The organism is Leisingera sp. CC-HEC093, assembly GCF_059429195.1.
This window is the reverse complement of record NZ_JCAIJR010000003.1, coordinates 1-21560: the sequence shown is the minus strand read 5'-3', so window position 1 is coordinate 21560 and position 21560 is coordinate 1. Positions and strand designations below refer to the sequence as shown.

General features: G+C 65.3%; 21 protein-coding genes. 12 read left to right on the top strand and 9 right to left on the bottom strand.

Annotated elements, in window-relative coordinates:
• Positions 1-12: 12 nt before the first annotated feature.
• The 4 genes from AC5STB_RS20850 (at position 13) to AC5STB_RS20835 (ending at position 2557) form a co-directional block, all read left to right on the top strand.
• Complete coding sequence (locus AC5STB_RS20850; protein WP_495444785.1) at positions 13-210, top strand: CsbD family protein; 198 nt, start codon at positions 13-15, stop codon at positions 208-210.
• A 1-nt stretch (position 211) separates the two neighbouring features.
• Positions 212-727, top strand: coding sequence for a pyridoxamine 5'-phosphate oxidase family protein (locus tag AC5STB_RS20845; RefSeq protein ID WP_495444784.1), 516 nt, complete (start codon positions 212-214; stop codon positions 725-727).
• Between the two features lie 213 nt (positions 728-940).
• On the top strand, positions 941-1207 hold the full coding sequence (locus tag AC5STB_RS20840; RefSeq protein ID WP_495444783.1) for a hypothetical protein: 267 nt from the start codon (positions 941-943) through the stop codon (positions 1205-1207).
• A 108-nt stretch (positions 1208-1315) separates the two neighbouring features.
• Positions 1316-2557: a cation:proton antiporter gene (locus tag AC5STB_RS20835; protein WP_495444782.1), complete on the top strand. Its 1242-nt coding sequence runs from the start codon at positions 1316-1318 to the stop codon at positions 2555-2557.
• Positions 2558-2610: 53 nt separating this feature from the next.
• On the opposite strand, the gene AC5STB_RS20830 is transcribed toward AC5STB_RS20835, so the two are convergent.
• Genes AC5STB_RS20830 through gstA form a run of 3 tightly spaced genes read right to left on the bottom strand, consistent with a single transcriptional unit; the run spans position 2611 to position 3821 of the window.
• Positions 2611-2829 carry a tautomerase family protein gene (locus AC5STB_RS20830; protein WP_495444781.1) on the bottom strand — a complete coding sequence of 73 codons (219 nt, stop codon included), beginning with the start codon at positions 2827-2829 and terminating at the stop codon, positions 2611-2613.
• A 3-nt stretch (positions 2830-2832) separates the two neighbouring features.
• Complete coding sequence (locus tag AC5STB_RS20825; RefSeq protein ID WP_495444780.1) at positions 2833-3213, bottom strand: nuclear transport factor 2 family protein; 381 nt, start codon at positions 3211-3213, stop codon at positions 2833-2835.
• Complete coding sequence (gstA, locus tag AC5STB_RS20820) at positions 3210-3821, bottom strand: glutathione transferase GstA (protein ID WP_495444779.1); 612 nt, start codon at positions 3819-3821, stop codon at positions 3210-3212. Before gstA ends, AC5STB_RS20825 begins: the two co-directional genes overlap by 4 nt.
• Positions 3822-3920: 99 nt before the next feature.
• Between gstA and AC5STB_RS20815 the strand changes: the two genes are divergently transcribed.
• Both AC5STB_RS20815 and AC5STB_RS20810 read left to right on the top strand, forming a co-directional pair.
• Positions 3921-4802, top strand: coding sequence for a LysR family transcriptional regulator (locus AC5STB_RS20815; RefSeq protein ID WP_495444778.1), 882 nt, complete (start codon positions 3921-3923; stop codon positions 4800-4802).
• A 172-nt stretch (positions 4803-4974) separates the two neighbouring features.
• Positions 4975-7515, top strand: a complete 2541-nt coding sequence (locus AC5STB_RS20810; protein ID WP_495444777.1) for an AMP-binding protein — start codon at positions 4975-4977, stop codon at positions 7513-7515.
• Here AC5STB_RS20810 and AC5STB_RS20805 read toward each other — a convergent pair.
• The 3 genes from AC5STB_RS20805 to AC5STB_RS20795 all read right to left on the bottom strand — a co-directional run bounded on the left by AC5STB_RS20805 (position 7512) and on the right by AC5STB_RS20795 (position 10693).
• Positions 7512-8720 carry a pyridoxal phosphate-dependent aminotransferase gene (locus AC5STB_RS20805; RefSeq protein ID WP_495444776.1) on the bottom strand — a complete coding sequence of 403 codons (1209 nt, stop codon included), beginning with the start codon at positions 8718-8720 and terminating at the stop codon, positions 7512-7514. The genes AC5STB_RS20810 and AC5STB_RS20805 overlap by 4 nt on opposite strands.
• A gap of 178 nt (positions 8721-8898) precedes the next feature.
• Complete coding sequence (locus AC5STB_RS20800; RefSeq protein WP_495444775.1) at positions 8899-9786, bottom strand: LysR substrate-binding domain-containing protein; 888 nt, start codon at positions 9784-9786, stop codon at positions 8899-8901.
• A 1-nt stretch (position 9787) separates the two neighbouring features.
• The gene (locus AC5STB_RS20795; protein ID WP_495444774.1) at positions 9788-10693 is read right to left on the bottom strand and encodes a LysR substrate-binding domain-containing protein; all 906 of its coding nucleotides are present in this window, start codon (positions 10691-10693) and stop codon (positions 9788-9790) included.
• A 138-nt stretch (positions 10694-10831) separates the two neighbouring features.
• Here AC5STB_RS20795 and amaB point away from each other — a divergent pair, with 138 nt between their 5' ends.
• Positions 10832-12334 (top strand): L-piperidine-6-carboxylate dehydrogenase, encoded by a 1503-nt coding sequence (gene amaB / locus AC5STB_RS20790; RefSeq protein WP_495444773.1) that lies wholly within the window; start codon positions 10832-10834, stop codon positions 12332-12334.
• Complete coding sequence (locus AC5STB_RS20785) at positions 12324-13595, top strand: NAD(P)/FAD-dependent oxidoreductase (protein ID WP_495444772.1); 1272 nt, start codon at positions 12324-12326, stop codon at positions 13593-13595. The genes amaB and AC5STB_RS20785 overlap by 11 nt, the downstream gene beginning before the upstream one ends.
• Positions 13596-13627: 32 nt before the next feature.
• Here AC5STB_RS20785 and AC5STB_RS20780 read toward each other — a convergent pair whose 3' ends face one another.
• Complete coding sequence (locus AC5STB_RS20780) at positions 13628-14722, bottom strand: zinc ABC transporter substrate-binding protein (protein ID WP_495444771.1); 1095 nt, start codon at positions 14720-14722, stop codon at positions 13628-13630.
• Positions 14723-14822: 100 nt separating this feature from the next.
• Here AC5STB_RS20780 and AC5STB_RS20775 point away from each other — a divergent pair, with 100 nt between their 5' ends.
• From AC5STB_RS20775 to AC5STB_RS20765, 3 genes are read left to right on the top strand one after another with little or no spacing between them, the layout of a single operon-like run.
• Positions 14823-15305 carry a Fur family transcriptional regulator gene (locus tag AC5STB_RS20775; protein WP_495444770.1) on the top strand — a complete coding sequence of 161 codons (483 nt, stop codon included), beginning with the start codon at positions 14823-14825 and terminating at the stop codon, positions 15303-15305.
• Positions 15302-16066: an ATP-binding cassette domain-containing protein gene (locus AC5STB_RS20770; protein ID WP_495444769.1), complete on the top strand. Its 765-nt coding sequence runs from the start codon at positions 15302-15304 to the stop codon at positions 16064-16066. Before AC5STB_RS20775 ends, AC5STB_RS20770 begins: the two co-directional genes overlap by 4 nt.
• Positions 16063-16869 carry a metal ABC transporter permease gene (locus AC5STB_RS20765; RefSeq protein ID WP_495444768.1) on the top strand — a complete coding sequence of 269 codons (807 nt, stop codon included), beginning with the start codon at positions 16063-16065 and terminating at the stop codon, positions 16867-16869. The genes AC5STB_RS20770 and AC5STB_RS20765 overlap by 4 nt, the downstream gene beginning before the upstream one ends.
• 42 nt (positions 16870-16911) lie before the next feature.
• Here the strand turns inward: AC5STB_RS20765 and AC5STB_RS20760 are convergent, their stop codons facing one another.
• Entirely contained in the window at positions 16912-19197 is a 2286-nt protein-coding gene (locus AC5STB_RS20760; protein ID WP_495444767.1) for a response regulator, read from the bottom strand.
• Positions 19198-19213: 16 nt separating this feature from the next.
• A complete protein-coding gene (locus AC5STB_RS20755) occupies positions 19214-20110 on the bottom strand; it encodes a PhnD/SsuA/transferrin family substrate-binding protein (RefSeq protein ID WP_495444766.1) in 897 nt (298 codons plus the stop codon).
• Between the two features lie 408 nt (positions 20111-20518).
• Between AC5STB_RS20755 and AC5STB_RS20750 the strand changes: the two genes are divergently transcribed.
• Positions 20519-21560 (top strand): rhodanese-like domain-containing protein (locus AC5STB_RS20750; protein WP_495444861.1); only part of this gene is annotated, 1042 nt, incomplete at its 3' end.

Below are 21560 nucleotides of genomic sequence, written 5' to 3'. Positions count from 1 at the left end.
GGAGGACACGACATGGACGACGACCGCATCACCGGCAAGTGGACCGAACTCAAAGGCCGCCTGCGCGAATCTTACGGAGAGCTGACCGACGACGAATTGGAACAGACCAAGGGCGAACGCGAGCAGCTGGAAGGCTTGCTGCAGCAGCGCCTGGGCAAGACCAAAGATGAAGTCCGCCAGACCGTCGACCGCATTCTGGGCGCTCTCTGAAATGGCCCGCAGACCCGACAGTCAAGAAGACGCCGCCGCCCAGCTGTGGAAACGGCTGGAGGACACCCGCGCCGGAATGCTTTCGGTTGACGGAAGCCGCCAGCACCCGCAGCCGATGACCCATTTCGCCGACCCGGACAGCGGCGCGATCTGGTTTATCACTTCTGCGGACACGGATCTGGCTGGTGCAATTGGTCTCGGCGGCGAGGCAACCTTTGTCTACCAGTCGCAAAAGGGCGATTACCACGCCTCCGTCAAGGGGCCGATTGCCGTCAGCGAAAGCAGCGCGACTCTCGACCGGCTCTGGAGTCCGCCGGTTGCCGCCTGGTTTGAGAAGGGGCGCGACGATCCCAAGGTCACCCTGCTTCAGCTGACCCCGCGCGAAGCGGCGGTCTGGGCCTCGGATTCCAATCCGGTCCTGGTCGGGCTGAAGATGCTGAACGCGGCTATGCGGGACGATGTAAAGGAGCCGGACGTCGGCACCCATTGGGTGATTGATTTCACCAGAACCGGCTGACCGGCCGGCTGCTCCGGCAGCCAGCACAACGACCCAGGCCCGGCGGACCTAACGGCCGCCGGGCCTGATATGTTGCAACCCAAGCCGCCCCGTCTGCGTTGAGTACCTGAGGCCTGACGCAGCCAAGGCCGAAACGGCCAGGCAGCACCAGGCTCCGCCCTGTCGCCGCTACGCGGGGGCGGGCGTTCCGGAACCACAGAAAGCGAGGACAAGATGGCACTGAAAGTTGAGAGACTGGAAGAGATTCACGCAGAACTCTGCGGGCTGCTGGCCGAACGCCAGGGCGAGATGGCCCGCACCGCCCCAGCCCACAAGGAGTCCGCCACGACAGAGATCGAGGCAGCGACCGCCGATATTGCCAGCTGGTCGGACGACGCGGCAAAAATCGACTCTGCCGAAGGCGCAGACAACGAGTCCGCGATTGCAGACCTCGTGGAACGCGCCAGGGATATCCGCTGGCGCCTGAGCAAGGACCGCTAAATCCGGCACGGCGCAGTCCTGCGCGCACAGACCGGCAGCCGCCGGATATTTCCGGCGTTGCGAGGCATTAACGCTGCGCCCGAATGAAAATCCGGTACACTTGCCCCCATGGATCTTTCGCATTTTTTTGAGTTTGCCCCTTATCACGTCATGCTGGCTGCTGCGGGCGGGGTGATCATACTGGCCCATTGGATACCGCGGCTGGTTTCCACACGGGAGCCGGCAGCACCGCCGCTGCTGATCCTGTTGGGAATGGCGGCTTACTGGCTGGTGCCGGAAAGCCCCGCCGCCCCGGACCCGCGCCTGCACCCGAAACCCTGGGAGGTGGTCAGCGAGCTGACGGTGATCGTAGCGCTGTTTGCGGCCGGCCTGCGGATCGACAGCCTGCGGCCCTGGAAGCAGTGGGGCGCAACCCTGCGGCTGCTGCTGATCGGCATGCCGCTGACCATCGCCGCGGTCGCCTTGCTGGGATGGGGGGTCGGCGGCATGACCGCAGCCGGGGCTGTCCTGCTGGGCGCCGTGCTGGCCCCGACCGATCCCGTTCTTGCAGGCGACGTGCAAGTCGGCCCGCCGATGGAGGGCGACGAGCACCCGGTGCGCTTTACCCTGACAACCGAGGCGGCGCTGAACGACGGGCTGGCGTTTCCCTTTGTCTACCTGGGCCTGATCGTGGCCCTGCAAGGGCTCGACCCGCAGGGCTGGCTGCTGGATTGGCTGGCTATCGACGTTGTTTACCGGATCGCGGCGGGCGCGGCGATGGGTATCTGCGGCGGCTGGGTGCTGGGACAGGTGCTGTTCGTCTATCCCGCACATGCGGCGCTGGCCAACACCGGATCTGGCGTGGTCGCGCTGGCCGGCGTGCTGCTGTGCTACGGCTCCACCGAACTGGTTGAGGGCTACGGCTTCATCGCTGTGGCAGCGATGGGGCTGACCCTGCGCCGGATCGAGAACGAGCACCGTTTCCACCGCCGCCTGCATGATTTCTGCGAGACCATTGAACACGCCCTGACGGCACTGCTGCTGGTGGCGCTCGGCAATGTGCTGCCGGTCATTTTAGGCGACCTGTCGCCGGCCCTGGTGCTGATCGCGGTGCTGCTGATCGTGGTGATCCGCCCGCTGGCCGGCTGGCTGTCGCTGGCCGGATCGCGCATCACCCGCCGCGACCGGCTAGTGGTTTCCGTCTTCGGGGTGCGCGGCATCGGCTCTATCTACTACCTGTGTTATGCCGGTGCCCACATCGAATTCGTGAATGAGCCGGAGCTGTGGTCGCTGATCGGGCTGACCATCCTGCTGTCGACCATGCTGCATGGCTTCACCGTCGGCCGCGCCATGGATGAAATCGCCAAATAGGCAGGCAGCGGCCCCGTGCCGCCGCCTGCCCGTAAAGCACCGCCAAACGGTGCCTAACTGTGCGCCCGGTACTGCTCCACCGGCAGGCCGCCGATGCCCCAGTCCTCCAGCGGCACTTCGTCGATCACCACAAAGGTCGTCGCCGGGTTCTTGCCCAGAACCTCCTGCAGCAGGCGGGACACGCCGTCGATCAGCTGCGCCTTTTCTTCGGCCGAGGGACCGGTGCCGTCCGGGCCGCCTTCTCGGGTCACCTTGATGTTCACATAGGGCATGGCTCAGTCCTTCCGCGGCAGATAGGTGAAGGCCTTGGTGACGATCCGCCATTCGCCGGAATGGCGCACCAGGGTCAGGAAATCGAGGTAATCGCGCCCCATCATGCTCATCCGCGCGGTGACGCGGGCGATGCGGGGGCTGCCAAAGGCGATCTCCAGCAGCGCCTCGTCGCGCGGGTCGCCGCGTCTGGCAGGCGGCTCGCGCCCGTCCACTCGCGCCATGTAGGTTTCAAGATCCAGGTACAGTTCATCCCCCTCCGTCGCACAAACATACGAAAGGTTTGGATGAAAGACGCGGCGCAGCATGGTGCTGTCCGCCTGGTAGAGCCCCTCGAAATAGGCGTCCATCAGCGCAACCACCTGGGCATGATCGGCGCCGGTCACTGGATCAGCCCTTCCGCCTTCATCGCTTTCTGCGCCGCCGGACGCGCGGCAACCCGCGTCACCAGTGCCGCAATGGCGGGCCAGCGGTCCAACCCGATGCCGGTGAAATTGGCCCAGTTGGCAACGGCAAAGAAATAAGCATCCGCAACCGAGAACCGCCCGTCCACCAGCCAGTCGCGCCCGTCCGACAGCATCGCTTCGGCCCGGTCGAACCGTGCGGCCACGGCCAGCTTGGCAGCGGCCTGTTCCGTTTCCGTGCTGCCTGCGCGGAACAACGGCCCGAAGGCTTTGTGCATTTCTGCCGAAATCCAGTTCAGCGCCTCATGCAGGCGGGCGCGCGCAAGGGTGCCCGCCGCCGGTGCCAGTCCGGCCTCCGGGAACGAGTCAGCGATAAACTGCAGGATCGCCGCGCCTTCGGTCAGCACCGCGCCGTCCTCCAGCTCCAGCGCCGGCACATAGCCGTTGGGGTTGATCGCGGCAAAGTCGCGGCCGCTTTCGGTGCGCCCCTTGTCCGTATCGACGGCCTCAATCTCAAAGGCGGCGCCGGTTTCATACAGGGCGATATGGCTGGCCAGCGGGCAGGCACCGGATTTGTAGTAAAGCTTCATGATCAGTTCTCCTGTTGACATGATGGCTTTTGCTACCCCGCATCATCATCTATTGATAATATTGAATTCTCAGCAACATGATCGAAAAAATACATCATTATGAAACACGATCAGCTCCTCGCCTTTGAGGCCATCGTCCTGACCGGCACCTTCCGGCAAGCCGCCGAACGGCTGCACAAATCGCAAAGCGCCGTCAGCCATGCCATCCGCCTGCTGGAGGAGGAGCTGGAGCTGACACTGTTCTCGCGGGACGCATACCGGCCGCGGCTGACTGCGGAGGGAGAGGTGTTCTACAGTGAAGCCACCCGCGTTCTCGCCCAGATGCGCGAGCTGCAGGCCACCGCCGCCCGGCTGCGGGCGCGGGAAGAGGCAGAGCTGTGCCTGGCGGTCAGCGCAACGCTGCCGCTGGGCATTCTGCTGCCGGTGCTGGAACGCACCGGCGCGGCCTATCCCGCCACCCACATCCGTCTCACCACTGAAATGATGGGCGGCCCGATTGCCCGGCTGATGGAGGGCACTGCCGGCATTGCCATCGCCACCCTGGACGGCGTCCCGCTGGAGGAGGTGGAGGCCCGCAAAATCACCGAAGTGACAATCCGCCCTGTCGCCGCTCGCGGGCTTGCCGAACAGCTGGGGCCTGGTGCACGCGCCCGGCAGGAGATGCAGGCACTGCCGCAGATCGTGGTGGCCGGCACCGGCGGCCCGGACAGCAGCCAAAGCCGCGACCTGCTGCCCGGCGGGCGCAAGTGGACCGTCTCCGACTTCGCCGCCAAACGGCAGGTGATCCTCGCCGGGCAGGGCTGGGGCGGCATGCCGGACCATCTGATCCGCGGCGACCTCGACGCTGGAACACTGGTGCCGCTGCAGGTGGAGGGCTTCCCGCCGCGCCGATCGGAGCTTTGCGCCCTGCGCCGGCGCGACCAGGCGCCTGGGCCGGTGGCCGCCAGCCTGTGGTCGCTGCTGACAGAAGCCGGCCAGTGACTCGGGAGGCCGGCGGCAGGCCGCCAGAACAGGCTTTGGCGGTGTTTCTCTGCGCGCGGCTGCCGGGCTTTCAGCTGTCCTGTGCAGCGCAAAACAGCGAGAAACGGATCGTCCGGCAATAATTGACAAAATTAGTAAATTATAATAACCGCCGCGCTCGAAGGAGTTGCGGATGTTTTTTGAGCTGGCCAATTTGCACGCATTCGGCGCCCGTCCCTGCCTGATCGCGGCGGACGGAACCACGTTATCCTATGACGCGCTGGCGGATGCCGCCGAACAGTTTGCCCGTCAGCTGCCGCTGGACCGGCGTCTGATCGCAGTCGAGGCCGCAGCCGATCCGCAAGCCATCACCGCCTATCTTGGCGCGTTGTCCGCAGGTCACGCAGTGATGCCGCTGCCGGCCGGGGATGAGGCAACCGCCGAACGGCTGGAGGAACGCTTTCGCCCCGCCGCCAGCTTCCGGCGCGCAGGCGGCAGCTGGCAGCTGCTGTCGCATTCCCACGATCCCGCCACGGTGCATCCGGACCTGACCCTGCTGCTGCAAACCTCCGGCAGCACCGGCCACGGCCGCGGCGTGCGCTTGTCCGGCACGGCCGTGGACAGCAACGCCTGCGCCATTGCGGAGTATCTGGAGATTCGCCCCCAGGACCGCGCCGCGCTGATCCTGCCGCTGCATTATTCCTATGGCTTGTCGGTGCTGCATTCGCATCTGGCCGCCGGCGCCAGCCTCTGGCTTGCCCCAGGGTCTGTGCTGGAAGCCGGTTTCGCTTCTGCGCTGGCGGCCTCCGGCGCCACCAGCCTAGCTGGCGTGCCGCATCACTTCCGGCTGCTGGACAGCGCAGGCCTGTCCCGCGCGCTGCCCGAAAACATCAAAACACTCACCGTTGCCGGCGGCGCCATGGAACCGGATCAGGTCCGCACATGGGCCGCCCGGATGCAGGCCCGCGCCGGCCGGTTCTTTGTCATGTACGGCCAGACAGAGGCCACCGCCCGGATCAGCTACCTGCCGCCGGAACAGGCCTTGGAGGCCCCCGGCGCCGCCGGGCGCGCCATTCCCGGCGGCCAACTGCTGCTGCGCGATGCGGGCGGCAGGGAGATCACCGCGCCCGAAGGCGAGGGCGAGCTGATCTACCAGGGCCCGAACGTAATGATGGGCTATGCCGAAGACAGCACCGATCTGGCCAAAGGGGCGGAGCTGAAGGAACTGGCCACCGGCGACCGGGCCCGGCGCGATGCCAGCGGCCTCTATCACATCACCGGGCGGCTGTCGCGGATGTCCAAGATCGCGGGCCTGCGCATCGGCCACGACGCCATTGAGCGCGCCCTTGCCGCCCAGGGGCATGAGGCCGCAGTTTGGGGCGATGACGCCCGCATCTCCATTGCCATCTGCGGGCCGCAGGACGGTATCGCCGCGCTGGCCGCCAAGCTGACCGGCGTCGGCCAGCAGCATTTCACGGTCATGCCGCGTACCTCTCTGCCGCGGCGCGCCAACGGCAAAATCGACTATCCGGCACTCAAGGCACAATGCGCCAAGCCGCAACCGGCCAAGGGCGTGCTGGCCGCCTATCAGGCTGCTTTTGCGCCGCAGACCGTGGGGCGCAACGACAGTTTCGCCTCGCTCGGCGGCGACTCGCTGCGCCATGTGGAGCTGTCGCTGGCGCTGGATGAGGCTCTGGGCGGTGCCCCCGCCGGCTGGGAAGACATGCCGGTCAAGGATCTGGAACAGGCCGCCCCGGCAGCCTCGGCCAGCCTGCCCTTCGATCTGGTGGCCCGTGTGATCGCCATCCTGGCAGTGGTCACCGCGCACCAGACGTTCTGGCCGGTCTACGGTGGTGCCGCAGCAATGGTGATCCTGATGGGGATGAGCGTTGCAGGCTTCCGCTGGGACGCGCTGAAATCCGGCAGCATGCGCAGCTTTTTCAAACCGGTGGCGGCGGTGCTGATCCCCTATTACCTGATCCTGGCGGGCTACGCCGCGGCGTGGGAGCAGGTGCCCTGGGCCTCGGTCTTCCTGGCGGGGAATTTTGCCCTGACCACCCCCGAGACCCATTTGATGCTGCCCTATCTCTACTGGTTCATCGAGGCCTATCTGCAGATGACCCTGCTGGCGGCGCTGCCGTTTGCGCTGCCGCCCGTCCGGCGCTGGCTGGTGCAGCAGGGCGCCTTCCGCACCGGGCTCTGCTTTCTGGCATTTGCCGTTGCCATCCGCCTGGCCGCGCCGGAAATCTGGCAGATTGGCGGCCGGGCGCAGTTCACCGTGCCGTGGGTCTTCTACCTGTTTGCCCTTGGCTGGTGTATCACCGCCGCCGGCACGCTGCAGCAGCGGCTGCTGGTTCTGGGGGCGGCCTGCGTGATCATGCCGTCGGCGGCCTATCTCGGCGGTAACTGGTACGGCGGCTGGATTAAATACATGTGGCTTCTGGCACTGATTGCCGGGCTGCTGTTCGTTACCCGCCTGCCGGTGCCGCGGTTCGCCGCCCGCCCTGTGATGCGGCTGGCGCAGGCGGCCTTCCCCATCTACCTGCTGCACCGCTTTGTGCCGGAACTGCTGATGCCGATGATCGGACTGGAGGGCCGCAGCCCGCTGAACGATGCGCTGGCAATCTTCGGCGGTATCGCCCTTGGCCTTGCTGCTGCCGCGCTTCAACGCCAACTGGTGCAGGCCTGGTCCAACGCGCGCAGCCGCCGCCAGCCCGCCATGGCCGAAGCCTAGCTGAGCGCTGCCACCGCTTGGCCAATCCGGCTCAGCGCCGCGCGCAACTCGGCCTCAGACGTGGCATAGGAAATCCGGAAATAAGGTGAGATGCCAAAGGCGCGGCCCGGCACCACCGCCACATGGTGGTGATCCAGCAGATAGGCGCAGAAATCCGCATCTGTCTCCAGCACCGCGCCCCCGGGCGCGCGCTTGCCCAAAAGCCCTGCGCAATTGGCAAAAGTGTAAAACGCCCCTTCCGGCACCGGGCAGCTGATCCCCTCCATGGCGTTCAGCGCCTCCACCACCAGATCGCGCCGCGCCTGGAAACTGGCCCGCCGCTCTGCCAGCACCTCCTGCGGGCCGTTCAGCGCCGCCGCCGCTGCCGCCTGCGAGATTGAGGACGGATGCGAGGTCGATTGCGACTGCACCACCTTCATCGCATCAATCAGCGCCTTCGGCCCGCCGGCATAGCCCAGCCGCCAGCCGGTCATCGCATAGGCCTTGGAGACGCCGTTCACCGTCAGCACCCGGTCCTTCAGCCGCGGCTCCACCTGCGCGGGCGTGGCAAACTCAAAGCCGCCATAGGTGATGTGCTCATACATATCATCGGCCATCAGCCAGACATCCGGGTGCCGCAGCAGCACCTCCAGCAACGGCCGGTAATCCGCGGCGCTGTAGCCCGCGCCTGCCGGGTTCGAGGGTGAGTTCAGCAGCAGCCAGCGGGTGCGCGGGGTGATCGCCGCCGCCAGCTTCTCCGCCGTCAGCCGGAAGCCGGTATCATCACCGCAAGGCACCAGCACCGGCTCCCCGCCAGCGATGCGAATGATGTCGGAATAGGAGGTCCAATAGGGTGTTGGCACGATCACCTCATCACCGGGGTTGAGGCTGGCCATGAAGGCATCGAACAGGATTTCCTTGGCGCCGGTGCCTGCAATGATTTCATCCAGCGCATAGTCCAGCCCGTTGTCGCGCTTAAACTTTGCCTGTACCGCCTGCCGCAGCGCCAGCGTGCCACCCAAAGGAGTGTATTTGGTCTCCCCCGCCCGCATCGCGGCGGCGGCAGCGTCCTTGACGTGGTCCGGCGTGTCAAAGTCCGGCTCCCCCGCGCCCAGGATGATCACCGGCGCGCCCTGCCGCTTCATCTTTGCCGCCTTGGCACCGATGGTCAGGATTTCCGAGACCTCAATCGGGTCAAGACGGGCGGCGCGGCGGAATTGGGCCATGACGAAGGCTCCCTGCTGGATGAATGACTCCGCCAGCATGAAACGAAAGCCGCGCTTCGGAAAACCAGCGCTTTGCGACACAACACATTCCGGATTGGCATCTATCGCCAAGGGCTGCACCCGCCCCGGCGGAGGGACGGGACGGACTCGGCCCGGCGGTGCCGCCGGGCGGAACATGTCAATCCAGCCCGGCCTTCAACTGCTTGCGCATCCAGGCTTCCAGCTTCCGCACCGCCTCCGGCACAACTCCATGGGGGCGCACCAGGTAATAGCGCTTGCGCGACGCCAGCGCCGGTCCCGGGATCCGCAGCAAATCCCCCGCCGCGATCTCGCGCGCCACCATGTCATAAGGCACGATTGCCGCACCCAGGCCCGCCAAGGCCGCCGCGATCACCATCGAATGCTGGTCGAAGTAGCGCCCGTCCTGCCGCGGCGCCCCCGCAAGGCCTGCGCGCTCAAACCACTCCGCCCAGGAGCCCGCCCGGCTTTCCAGATGCAACAACGGCGCCTGCGCCAGACTGCCCGTCTGCTCCAGATGGTGCGTGGCATGAAACCCCGGCGCGCAGACTGGCACCATTTCCTCGCCGAACAGGGGGGCCATATGCGTGCCGGGCCAGTTATCCAGCCCGTAATGCACCGCCAGGTCGAAATTCTCGCGGGCAAAATCAAACGGCTCCAGCCGGGTGGAGAAGCTCAGCTCCACCTCCGGGTGACGCTCAAAGAAATCCGGCAGCCGCGGGATCAGCCAGAGGTTGGCAAATGCCGGCAGCACTGCAATGCGCAGGGCCGACCGCCCGGCCCCGGCCGCCGCCGCCTTTTGCAAGGTCGCCCGCAGCCCCGCCAGATCCAGCTCCAAATCAGCCGCAAGCCCCTGTCCGGCCGGCGTTAGCACCACGCCCCGGCCCGCCCGCTGGAACAGATCGAACCCCAGATCCGCCTCCAGCTCCTTTACCTTCTTGCTGACCGCACTTTGCGTCAGCCCCAGCTCCTCCCCCGCAGCGGTGAAGCTTTGATGCCGTGCAGCGCTCTCAAAGCAGCGCAGATGGGTCAGACTCGGCAGCCGCATGTCAGGTCTCCTCCAGCTGCAACAACAGCCACTCGCGGAACTTGATCAGCGGATACTCCTCCGTCTGATCTGCGGGCCACACCAGAAAATACTCACCCAGGCTCACCGCGCCGCCCTCCGTCGCCAGCGCCAGCCTGCCTTGCGCAATCTCGTTCTCCGCCAGGAAATCCGGCAGCAACGCCACCCCCAGCCCATGCACCGCCCCCTGCGTCATGGCTGAGGACTGGTCAAACAGCATCCCCCGAAGCTTGGCCGCCGGCACGTCATGCAAGTGAAACCACTGCTCCCAGCAGTCCGGATGCGTCTCCAGATGCAAGAGCGGATAGTTCAAAAGCTCCGCCGGTCTGCCTACCGGCCCCGCCATCAGCCCCGGCGCGCAGACCGGCAGCACATGTTTCGGCATCAAGGGCAAATATTCCACCCCCGGCCAGTCCCGGATGCCGTAATGGATCGCCGCTTGCGCCGTGCCGGTATCAAAACTGAACGGCAGATTGTGGGTGTGCAAATTCACCGTGATGCCGGGATGCGACGCCGCAAACCCCTTCAGCCGCGGCGCCAGCCAATGCAGGCCAAAGGACGGCAGGATCGACAGGGTGAAACTGCCGCCATCCGGGTTCGCCCGCAGCTTGACCGAGGCCTGCGCCAGCCGGGTCAGGATCGCGCGTGCTTCCTTGGCAAATCCCGCGCCCGCCGTCGTCAGCTGCATCCGCATCTGGTCGCGGGCAATCAGATCCACGCCCATCTGCTCCTCCAGCTGCTTCAACTGGCGGCTGATGGCGCTTTGCGTCAGCGACAGATCTTCTGCCGCGGCAGAGGCGCTGCCCAGCCGGTCCACAGCTTCCAGCGCCAGCAGAGACGGGATTGAGGGCAGAAAGCGGCGCGGGGCAATCATATGATCTTTGCTCATATCTTCAGGATTTAGTTTCAATAGCAATCCGCACCCGACAGTGCAATTTTTATATCAAACCGACGCCCGGCGGGGCATTTCCACAATCCACCCTAAAGTTTTGCTCATGACCCGCCCTCGCATCAAAAGGACGCCAATATGCCCCATTCCGATATTCTCGCCGCAGCCGGCCTCACTCAGGCCGAACTGACCGGCGGCAGCCTCTCTGTAACTACGCCCGTAGACGGCAGCGAAATTGCCCGCCTGAAAACCCACACCGCGGCGGAAGCCGACGCGCAGATCGCCGCGGCCAAATCCGCCTTCAAATCCTGGCGCCTGGTGCCTGCCCCGCGCCGCGGCGAACTGGTGCGCCTGCTGGGTGAGGAACTGCGCCGCGAAAAGGAAAACCTGGGCCGCCTCGTCACCCTGGAATGCGGCAAGATCTACCAGGAGGGCTTAGGCGAAGTGCAGGAGATGATCGACATCTGCGACTTTGCGGTGGGCCTGTCGCGCCAGCTTTACGGTCTCACCATTGCCTCCGAACGCCCCGGCCACGCCATGCGCGAGAGCTGGCACCCGATGGGCACCTGCGGCATCATCACCGCCTTCAACTTCCCCGTCGCGCCCTGGTGCTGGAACGCGGCGCTGGCGCTGGTCTGCGGCGATCCGGTGATCTGGAAACCGTCGGAGAAAACCCCGCTCACTGCGCTGGCAGTTCAGAAGATCTGCGAGCGCGCCATGGCAGCATTCGGCGAGGACGCCCCCGAGGGCCTCATCCAGGTTCTGATCGGCGAGCGTGACTTGGGCGAGGCACTGACCGCCTCCAAGGACGTCGCCATCATTTCCGCCACCGGATCCGTGCCGATGGGCAAGGCGGTATCTGCCGACATGTCAAAACGCCTGGGCCGCACCATTCTGGAGCTGGGCGGCAACAACGCGATGATCGTGGCCCCCTCCGCCGATCTGGAAATGGCCCTGCGCGCCATCGTCTTCTCCGCCGTCGGCACCGCCGGCCAGCGCTGCACCTCCCTGCGCCGCCTGATCGTGCATGAGGACATTTATGACGCGCTGATCCCGCGCCTGATCAAAGCTTACGAGGGCCTCCCCATCGGCGACCCGCTGGCCGAAGGCACCCTGGTTGGCCCGCTGATCGACCGCCACGCGATGGACGCCATGCTGCGGGCGCTGGAGACCGCGCAATCCGAGGGCGGCACCGTTCATGGCGGGGCCCGGGCGCTGGCGGACAGCCACGCAGACGCCGCCTATGTGCATCCGGCCATCGCCGAGATGCCCGGTCAGACCGCCATCATGCACACCGAAACCTTCGCGCCGATCCTCTATGCGGTGAAATACTCCGATCTGGACCAAGCCATTGATATGCAGAACGAAGTGCCCCAAGGCCTGTCGTCCTGTATCTTCTCTACCGACGTGCGCGAATGTGAATATTTCCTCTCGGCAGCGGGCTCCGACTGCGGTATTGCCAACGTGAACATCGGCCCCTCCGGCGCTGAAATCGGCGGTGCTTTCGGGGGCGAGAAGGAGACGGGCGGCGGCCGCGAAAGCGGCTCCGACGCCTGGAAAGGGTACATGCGCCGGCAGACCAACACCGTGAACTACTCACGCGAGCTGCCGCTTGCTCAGGGGATCAAGTTTGACATCTGATCTGGCGTCCTGCCTCTGGCACCACACCTGCCAGGAAAACCCAGCCTTCCCGGAATTCTCCGGGGAGGCAGAGGCCGATCTTGTTGTGATCGGCGGCGGCTACACCGGCTGCGCTGCGGCGCTGAAGGCCGCCGAACTGGGCGCCTCGGTCCGCCTCATAGAGGCGGAGGAGATCGGCAGCGGCGGCTCCGGCCGCAACGTGGGGCTGGCCAACGCCGGCCTCTGGCTGCCGCCCGAGGACATCAACGCCAAATTGGGCACGGAAACTGGAAGCCGCCTGTCAGACCTGCTGGCAGGCGCACCGGAAATGGTGTTTGCGCTGATCAAAAAACACGCCATCCAGTGCGAACCGGAGCGCAGCGGCACCCTGCACTGTGCCCATGCGCCCGGCGGATTGGACGACCTGCAGCGCCGCCACACCCAACTGACCGCCATTGGCGCACCAGTGAAACTGCTCTCCCGCACAGAAGCCATCCGGCGCACCGGATCAGAAGCCGTGCATGGCGCCCTGTTCGATCCGCGTGCAGGCACCATCCAGCCGCTGGCCTATGTGCGCGGCCTTGCCCGCGCCGCCGCTGCGGCCGGTGCCGCGCTTCACAGCTATTCCGCCGCCGCCTCCATCACCCGCGAAGGCAGCATCTGGCATGTCACCACTGCCAAGGGCAGTATCCGCGCCAGGCATCTGATCATGGCCACCAACGCCTATACCCGGGACATCGCCGGCTACACCGCACCGCAAGTGATCCCGGTGCATTACTTCCAGGCCGCCACCAATCCGCTGCCCGTCGCCCTGCTGGAAAGGATCCTGCCAAACAAAGAAGGCTGCTGGGACACCGCCCTGATAATGTCGTCATGGCGGCTGGATCAGGCCGGGCGGCTGGTGATCGGCGGCATGGGCGCGCTCAACCATTTCGGCAGCGCCCTGCACCGCAGCTGGCTGCCCCGCAAGCTGGCAGCACTGTACCCGGAGCTGAAAGATGCGAGACTGCACAGCCACTGGCACGGCCGCATCGCCATGACCACGGAACACCTGCCCAAGATCCTGGACCTGCAAGGCGGCTATGCCTGTTTCGGCTACTCCGGCCGCGGCATCGGCCCCGGAACCCTGTTTGGCGCCGCCATGGCCGAGGCGCTGCTGACCGGTGACAGCACTTGCCTGCCGGTGCCGCCTGCCCAGGGCCACAGCCTGCCTTTTGCAGGCCTGCGCAGCACCTATTATGAAACCGGTGCCACCCTGACTCATCTGATTAGCGACAGATGAAAAAGGCGGGCCAAATGGCCCGCCCGGATTGATCAGCAGCCGGCAATCGCCGCGCCGATGTCCTGCAGCAACGCCGGATAAAAGCCCGCTCCCGGTTCCAGCTTGGCACCCAGCGGATCCAGCACCGCAGTGCCCGCGCCGGTGCCTTCCAGAACGGTGGCAACCAGGCCGGGATTGAACTGCGGCTCCGAAAACACGCAGGCCACATTCAGATCGGCCACCACATCCCGCACCTCGGCAATCCGCGCCGGGCTGGGCTTCACCGCATCGCTTAGCGAGATCGCCCCGGCAGCACTCAGCCCGAAGCCCTGCTCGAAATACTGATAGGCATCATGGAACACGATGAACGGCTTGGCCCGGAACGGCTCCAGCGCTGCCGAGACGCTGGCCACAGTTTCCGCGATTTCCTGCTTGCCCGCCTCCGCATTGGCCCGGTAGGCCGCCGCGTTGTCCGGGTCATGCTCCGCCAATTCTGCAGCAATCACGTCCAGCCAGGCCTGGGCATTGGCGGGCAGCAGCCAGGCGTGCGGATCAGCGCCATCGTGATCGTGGCCGGCATGAGCATCGCCGTGATCATCATGGCCTTTTTCCTCCGCATGCTCGTCATGATCATGCCCTTCATGGCCATCGTGGTCCGCATGGTCATCGTGGGCTTCAGCCGCCTCATCATGACCGTGGCCGTCATGATCCGCATGATCTTCATGGCCGCCGTGATCATCATGATCCTCGTGACCGCCGTGTTCATCTTCATGCGCATGTGCCTCAAACCGGGCCCCCTCGCGGAACGGCAGCACCGTGGTTCCCTCGGTTTCCAGCAGCTCGATCCGGTGCGCGCCGCCCGCCAGCTCCTCCAACGGGCCTGCCAGCCAGGGGGTCAGCGGCGCGCCCAGCCAGAACACCAGATCCGCCTGATCCAGCGCCCGCGCCTCCGACGGGCGCATCGCATAGCCATGCGGCGACGCACCCGGCGGCACCACCAGCGACGGCGCGCCCAGCCCCTGCATCACCCGTGCCACAAGACCGTGCACCGGTGCGATATCCGCCGCCACTCGCGGCACCTCCGCCCAGGCACCGCCTGCCAGCAAAGCCGCCGCTGCGCTGCCTGCCCACATTCCCGTTTTCCGCATGACACGCTCCATGTAATCTTATAACATCACGCCGCTTGATAAACGTCATAACATAACATATCAAGAGGCAAATCCGCCGCCGCGCAGAAGGACCCCGCACATGGACTCCATCGGCTTTGCCCCGCACGACCACAGCAGCTGCATTCAGGACGGCATCGCCGCCGTGGACGCCCAGTGCCGGGCAGAAGGCCTGCAATTCACCCCCGTCCGGCGCCGGGTGCTGGAAATCCTCCTGCAGGAGCACCGCGCGCTGGGGGCCTATGAGATCCTCGACCGCCTGCGCGAGGAGGGTCTCGGCTCGCAGCCGCCAGTCGCCTACCGGGCCCTGGATTTCCTGGTGAAAAACGGCTTTGCGCATAAGATCGAGCGGCTCAATGCCTTTATCGCCTGCACCCATCCGGGCGAGAGCCACGCGCCGGTCTTCCTGATCTGCCGCGCCTGCGACGCCGTGGCGGAGGCGCAGCGCGAACCCACCCAGGGCCAGCTTGGCCAGGCCGCCCGCGACGCCGGTTTCATGATAGAGCGCGCGGTGATCGAGGCCGAGGGCCTGTGTCCCAAATGCCAGGGAAAGCCCGCCGCATGACCAGCCTGATTTCCATGGACGGCCTTACTGTGGCGCACGGCGGCAACACGGTTTTGTCCGGCGTCAGCCTGTCGATCGCCCCCGGCGAGATTGTCACAGTGGTCGGCCCCAACGGCTCTGGCAAATCCACCCTGTTGCGCAGCGTGATCGGCGCGCAGAAGCCCGCGCGCGGAACGGTTACCCGGGCGCCGGGGCTGCGGATCGGCTATGTGCCGCAGAAGCTGCACATCGATCCCACCCTGCCGCTGACGGTGCGCCGTTTCCTCAGCCTGCCAGAGCGGGTGCCAGACACCCGCGCCGCTGAGGCGCTGGAGCAGGCCGGCGCCGGCGATCTGGCGGCGCGGCAGATGTCCAGCCTGTCCGGCGGCCAGTTCCAGCGGGTGCTGCTGGCCCGCGCCCTTCTGTGCAATCCGCAGCTGCTGATCCTGGACGAAGCCACCCAAGGCCTCGATCAGCCCGGCTCTGCCGCCTTTTATCAGCGCATCGAGAAGGTGCGCCAGGAGCTGGGCTGCGCGGTGCTGATGGTCAGCCACGAGCTGCATGTGGTTATGGCGGCCTCCGACCGGGTGATCTGCCTCAACGGCCATGTCTGCTGCGAAGGCGCGCCGGAACACGTCGCCTCTGCCCCGGAATACCGGGCGCTGTTCGGCACCGGCACGCAAGGCGCTCTGGCGCTTTACCGGCATGAACACAACCACAGCCACGACCACGACTGCGCCCGCAATCACGGGACCGGGCACCATCACGAGGCCGCAGAATGACCCTGCTTGACGATTTCCTGATCCGGGCCGCGCTGGCGGGCATCGGCGTGGCGCTGGCTGCCGCGCCTTTGGGCTGTTTCGTGGTCTGGCGCCGGATGGCCTATTTCGGTGACGCCACTGCGCATGCCTCGATCCTCGGTGTGGCGCTGGCGCTCAGCTTTGATGTCTCGGTCTTTGCCGGCGTTCTGGCCACCGCGCTGACGATGGCCACCACGGTATCGGCTCTTGCAGGGCGCGGCTATGCCATGGACACGCTCCTGGGGGTGCTGGCGCATTCCTCGCTCGCCTTCGGCCTGGTTGCGGTTTCCTTTCTGCAGGGGGTGCGGATCGACCTGATGGCCTATCTGTTCGGTGACATCCTGGCGGTGGGCCGGGCGGATTTGGCGGTGATCTGGGGCGGTGCGGCTTTGGTGCTGGCCCTGCTGTGGTGGCGCTGGTCAGCACTGCTGACCGCCACCCTGAACCCGGACCTGGCGCATGCCGCAGGCATCGATCCCCGGCGCGAGCAGATGGTGCTGACCGTGGCGCTGGCGCTGGTGGTGGCAGTGGCGATCAAGGTGGTGGGGGTGCTGCTGATTGCTGCAATGCTGCTGATCCCGGCCGCTGCCGCCCGCCCCTTTGCCGCCACCCCGGAGCGGATGGCCGTAATCGCAGCGCTGCTGGGCATGCTCGCGGCCGTTGGCGGCCTGCAGCTGGCCTTTGCACTGGATACACCCGCAGGCCCCAGCATTGTCTGCCTGGCAGCGGCGCTGTTTGCCGCCTCCAGCCTGACCGGGCTGCTGGTCCAGCGGCGCGGCGGCTGACCGCCGCCCGCGGGCGCGGGCTGCCGGGCCAGAGCACACCCGTCAGCTGCCGGTGCGCTGCAGATCCGCGGAACCCGTCCACTTGCTGATCGCCTCGGTCAGCGCTTTCTTGTTGATCGGCTTGCTCAGGAAATCATCCATCCCGGCCTGAAGGCATTTCTCACGGTGGGTTTGCAGCGCGTTGGCAGTCAGCGCCACGATCGGTGTTTTAGGGCTGCCGCTCTCTGCCTCGATGCGGCGCATTTCGGCAGTGGCCTCTATGCCGTCCATCTCCGGCATCATCATGTCCATCAGCACGATATCCGGCCGGGCCGACTGGAACTGTGCCACCGCCTCAAGCCCATTCTTGGCGATGCTGATTTCCAGCGGCGCGTCCTTCAGCATCTTGGTGACCACCAGCTGGTTGGTGCGGTTGTCCTCGGCCAGAAGCACGTGCATCAGCCGGTCCGGCGAACGGGGGCTGTCCTCGCCACGATCCCCGGACACTGCCGTTGATCCAGGCTGGCTCAGCACCCGGCCAAGCACCTGCCGCAGCTGGGCCGCCCGCACCGGCTTGAGCGCGAATTCGCAAACGCCGATCGCCTCGCAATCCGCCCGGCTCAGCGCCTGCTCCACCGACGACAGGATGATCAGCGGCACGGTTTCGAAGCCGGGCATCGCCCGGACGCGCCCGGCCAAGGTGCGCCCGTCCATAACCGGCATCTGGAAGTCGAGGATGAGAAAGTCGAATTTGCGGCCGTCCAGCTGCGCATCCGCCAGGATCTCCAGCCCCTCATGCGCCGAGGCCGCCAGGGTGCAGGACACCCCCCAGGAGCTCAGCCGCTCCGACAGGATCACGCGGTTCAGCTCCAGGTCGTCCACCAGCAGCCCGTTCATCCCGTCGAAATTATGCCGGCCGCCAGCCGACTGCGACGCCACCGGCCCGCCCGCCTGCAGCGGAATTTCTATGGTGAAGACCGAACCATTGCCCGGCTCCGACTCCACCTGCACGGATCCGCCCATCAGGGACAGCAGCCGCGACGTGATCGCCAGCCCCAGGCCCGTGCCCTCAAAGTTGCGGGTGGCAGCATTGTCGGCCTGTTCGAAGGCGCGGAAGATCTTGCCGACCCGGTCCTTTGCGATACCGACCCCGGTATCGCGCACCCGCAGCCGAAGAAGATGGCTGCCGGCGTCCAGACGCTCTCCGGTCACTTCGATATAGACATACCCCTCGCGGGTAAACTTGACTGCGTTGCCGGCCACATTGGTGATCACCTGGCGGATCCGGCCGGCATCGCCCTCGAACACTTCCGGCAGGGCCGGGTCATAGCGCATGGTGATCTCGACCCCCTTCTCCGCCGCTTTTGGCGACAGCAGCGTCACCACGTCTTCAACCGCAGTCTGGAGATTGAACGGGGCGATGCTGAACTCGACCTTGCCGGCCTCGATCTTGGAGAAGTTCAGGATGTCGTTGATGATGGTCAGCAGCGCCGAGCCGGATTTGGCGATAGTTTCCGCATACATCTTCTGGTCGTCATCCAGTTCGGTGTCCTGCAGCAGCTCCGCCATGCCGATCACCCCGTTCATCGGGGTGCGGATCTCGTGGCTCATATTGGCGAGGAACTCCGACTTCGCCCGGTTGGCGATATCCGCTGTCTCCCGCGCCTGCTCCATCGCAAACTCGCGCTCATCGCGCTCGGCAAAGGTTTCCTCGAGCACCCCGACCGAAAAATCCAGCGCCCGGAATTCACGCGAGGCATACCAGGGCAGCCGTTGCGCCGGGCTGCGCAGCCCGGCGATCGCATCCGACATCCGCTTGTGGATCATCTGCAGCGGACGCAGCGCCAGCACATGCACAAGCAACAGCACCAGCAACGACAGCGCCAGCACCGGCACCACCGTCCAGATAATGATCTGGCGCACCTTGGCGGCCACCATCACCTCGCCGTCGCGGGTCGACCACTCCACCACCATGGTGCCGAACACCGCGCCCTCCAGTTCGATAGGCCGCTCATACATCACCCGGCCGCTGTCCGGCTGCGCCTCCGGCGCCTGCGCCGACGCCAGCAGTTTTCCCGCCGGGGTGCGGATCTTGATCGACACGATCTGCGGCTTGCGCGTCACCGCCTCAATCAGGCCGGTTTCCAGCACCGGCACATCTTCGACGATGATCGATTCCAGCATCAGCCCGCTGAGCAGCGACACCGTCAGGTCGGCCTGCTCGGCCAGCTGTTCCTCCAGCCGCTGCACTTCCTGGCGCTGCGCCAGATCGCCAACCGCGAAACCGACCGCAGAGGCCGCCAGCAGAAGCGACAGCACAATCTGGAACAGGATGCTTGAACGTTTCATGGTGTTACGCGGCGCCTCAGAAGGCCAGGCTGCGCTCCATCGCCCGGCGGATGATGTCATAATCCTGGTCTTCCCCCAGCAGGAAGCCGTTCCTTGAAATCCTGCGCACAATCTCCTCGTGTTCGGAGGACAGCATCACCTTGCGCATCGCATCCAGCACGTCCTGCGGCATGTCTGCAGAAGCCAGCCAGGGTTTGGTGACATTGTCAAAGGACGCCAGCACCCGGATCGGCACCCCCTTGGCAACCAGTTTCTTGTAGGTGCTTTCCTTCAGCGCGCCAGCGGTATAGCGCCCGGCGCCCACCGCTTCGCCCACCAGGTCGTGGCGGCCGAGATAAGAAAACTCCAGCAGGTCCGCGCTGCTGATGCCGGCATCCAGCAGATATTCCTGCGCCAGGTAGCGTCCGATTGTCGACAGCTCATCCCCGAAGGCAAAGCTCAGCCCTGCCAGATCCTCAACCGACTGCACGCTGCTGTCGGCATGAACAACAATGACCCCCTTGAACCGCTTCTGGCCGTTTTTGGATTCCATTGCGATGATCCGGATGTCCGGGTTTTCTTTCATAACATGGACGTAGGACGCCGGGCCGAAACGGGCGAAATCCACCTCGCCGCGGGCCAGCTGGCGGATGCCTTCACCGTATTCCTTGGCGATCTTAAGGCGGATCGTCACCGGCTCGCCCATCTCCTCGCTCATCCGTCCGGACAAGAAGGAGAGGAACGGCTGGTACTGTTTGACCGTTGCGGTTGGTTTATCCGCCGCATAAGTTCCGAAAACCAGTTCTGTTCCGGCCGTAACGGCTCCGGGAAACACTGCCGCAAACCAGGCAGCCAGCAGGGCACCGGTGACAGACGGCCTTCGCCGCTGCCGGAAAAAATCAATGATACCAACGGTGCACTCAAACAGTTTCACGAGTCTAGCCTCCTGACTGACTTCGGCAGGCACAGCTCACAAGCCGCGTCTTTTCGTTACATGGCAGAGAGTTGAGAATACAATGTTAACGCACTTGCAATTCTCTGAAAAATTTTGCGGTTCTTTTATTCTCCGGGGTCTATGTTAACCCTTCTGTAAGGTTTTCGTAATCTTTTAGGCGAATTCGCCATAATTTAAGACAAACACTCAGTTGGCTCGACAGGAACCACCGTGAAGAAATCGCTATTGCTCACCAGGACCGCCCGGTCTCTCCGCCGCTCAGCACAACTCTTTGTGCTCACGCCGCTTTTTGCGGTCCTCCCGGTCGCAGCGCTGGCCATTCCATCTCCAGAACTCGTCATTGGTTCGGTTTCGTCATTATCGCAGGTGCTGGCCGTGGGTATTGCCATGGTTTCCGGTCTCGGCGCTGTCATTGCGGCAAAACTGGGTTTTACCCCCAAGCCGGGCAACCCGCCGCGCCGCTACCCGGTCAAGCTGATCTCCGTGCTGGTCCTGGCGGCCATGGCACTGGCGGCTGGGAACTACTGGCAGTATTCCTCGCATGCGCAGGCCGAGCTGGCAAGACTGCAGGCCACGTTGACCCGGCCGGCGCAGTTTGACGGCACCAGCATTAAGGACGCGTCGCTCAAGGAAACCAGCTTCTCCAAACAGGAGGACCATCCGCTGGCGATGAGCACGACAGACGCGGCAGCGGCGCTGGAGGACGGTTCCACCCTGTTCTACGACATCCGCGAAACCGGCGAGAACGCCATGGGCACCCTGCCCGGCGCCACCCATATCCGCTTCCCGGACTTCCTGGAAACCCGCCCGGTGCAGCCGGGCCAGAAGGTCGTTCTGTTCTGCCACAACGGCAACCGCTCCTCGGAAACTTGCGCCAAGCTGGCTGCGATGGGCATCGACTGCAGCTTCATCGCGGGCGGCATCGAGAAATGGATCGTCGAGGGCCGCGACTTCTCCGACAAGGACGTGCAGTCCCTCTCCGACCTGCGCGCCATTCCCGAATACCCGGGCAAGGACGTGCTGCTCAGCACCGCTGATTTTGAGGCGCTGCTGACCACAGAGGATCTGCAAATCGTCGACACCCGCTATCCCGGCGATTTTGAGGCGGGCCACCTGCCCGGTGCCGTCAACATCCCGATCCGCAAGATGACCACCGCGGACCTGATGGACCGCATTGCCGAACTCGATCCGGACAAGCCCACTATTGCCGCCTGCTATGACCGCCGCAGCTGCTTCATGAGCCAGGTTCTGGGGCTGGAGCTGTCGCAGCAGGGCATCGACTTCCGCGGCCGCTACACCCTGCCGTGGGAATATTTCGTCGCGCCCAAGCCGAAACCGCATGTGCAGGACTGGCTGGCCGAGCAGCAGACCGGCCTCTGGGACAAGGCGATCTCGGCCCTGGCAGCCGCGCTGCTGTGGGTGCATGAGC

Coding starts and splice junctions, on each gene's coding strand:
- AC5STB_RS20760 (WP_495444767.1), bottom strand. CDS start 19,197: ATGAAACGTTCAAGCATCCTGTTCCAGATTGTGCTGTCGCTTCTGCTG.
- AC5STB_RS20780 (WP_495444771.1), bottom strand. CDS start 14,722: ATGCGGAAAACGGGAATGTGGGCAGGCAGCGCAGCGGCGGCTTTGCTG.
- AC5STB_RS20770 (WP_495444769.1), top strand. CDS start 15,302: ATGACCAGCCTGATTTCCATGGACGGCCTTACTGTGGCGCACGGCGGC.
- AC5STB_RS20840 (WP_495444783.1), top strand. CDS start 941: ATGGCACTGAAAGTTGAGAGACTGGAAGAGATTCACGCAGAACTCTGC.
- AC5STB_RS20815 (WP_495444778.1), top strand. CDS start 3,921: ATGAAACACGATCAGCTCCTCGCCTTTGAGGCCATCGTCCTGACCGGC.
- AC5STB_RS20810 (WP_495444777.1), top strand. CDS start 4,975: ATGTTTTTTGAGCTGGCCAATTTGCACGCATTCGGCGCCCGTCCCTGC.
- amaB (WP_495444773.1), top strand. CDS start 10,832: ATGCCCCATTCCGATATTCTCGCCGCAGCCGGCCTCACTCAGGCCGAA.
- gstA (WP_495444779.1), bottom strand. CDS start 3,821: ATGAAGCTTTACTACAAATCCGGTGCCTGCCCGCTGGCCAGCCATATC.
- AC5STB_RS20775 (WP_495444770.1), top strand. CDS start 14,823: ATGGACTCCATCGGCTTTGCCCCGCACGACCACAGCAGCTGCATTCAG.
- AC5STB_RS20805 (WP_495444776.1), bottom strand. CDS start 8,720: ATGGCCCAATTCCGCCGCGCCGCCCGTCTTGACCCGATTGAGGTCTCG.
- AC5STB_RS20850 (WP_495444785.1), top strand. CDS start 13: ATGGACGACGACCGCATCACCGGCAAGTGGACCGAACTCAAAGGCCGC.
- AC5STB_RS20845 (WP_495444784.1), top strand. CDS start 212: ATGGCCCGCAGACCCGACAGTCAAGAAGACGCCGCCGCCCAGCTGTGG.
- AC5STB_RS20800 (WP_495444775.1), bottom strand. CDS start 9,786: ATGCGGCTGCCGAGTCTGACCCATCTGCGCTGCTTTGAGAGCGCTGCA.
- AC5STB_RS20830 (WP_495444781.1), bottom strand. CDS start 2,829: ATGCCCTATGTGAACATCAAGGTGACCCGAGAAGGCGGCCCGGACGGC.
- AC5STB_RS20765 (WP_495444768.1), top strand. CDS start 16,063: ATGACCCTGCTTGACGATTTCCTGATCCGGGCCGCGCTGGCGGGCATC.
- AC5STB_RS20795 (WP_495444774.1), bottom strand. CDS start 10,693: ATGAGCAAAGATCATATGATTGCCCCGCGCCGCTTTCTGCCCTCAATC.
- AC5STB_RS20835 (WP_495444782.1), top strand. CDS start 1,316: ATGGATCTTTCGCATTTTTTTGAGTTTGCCCCTTATCACGTCATGCTG.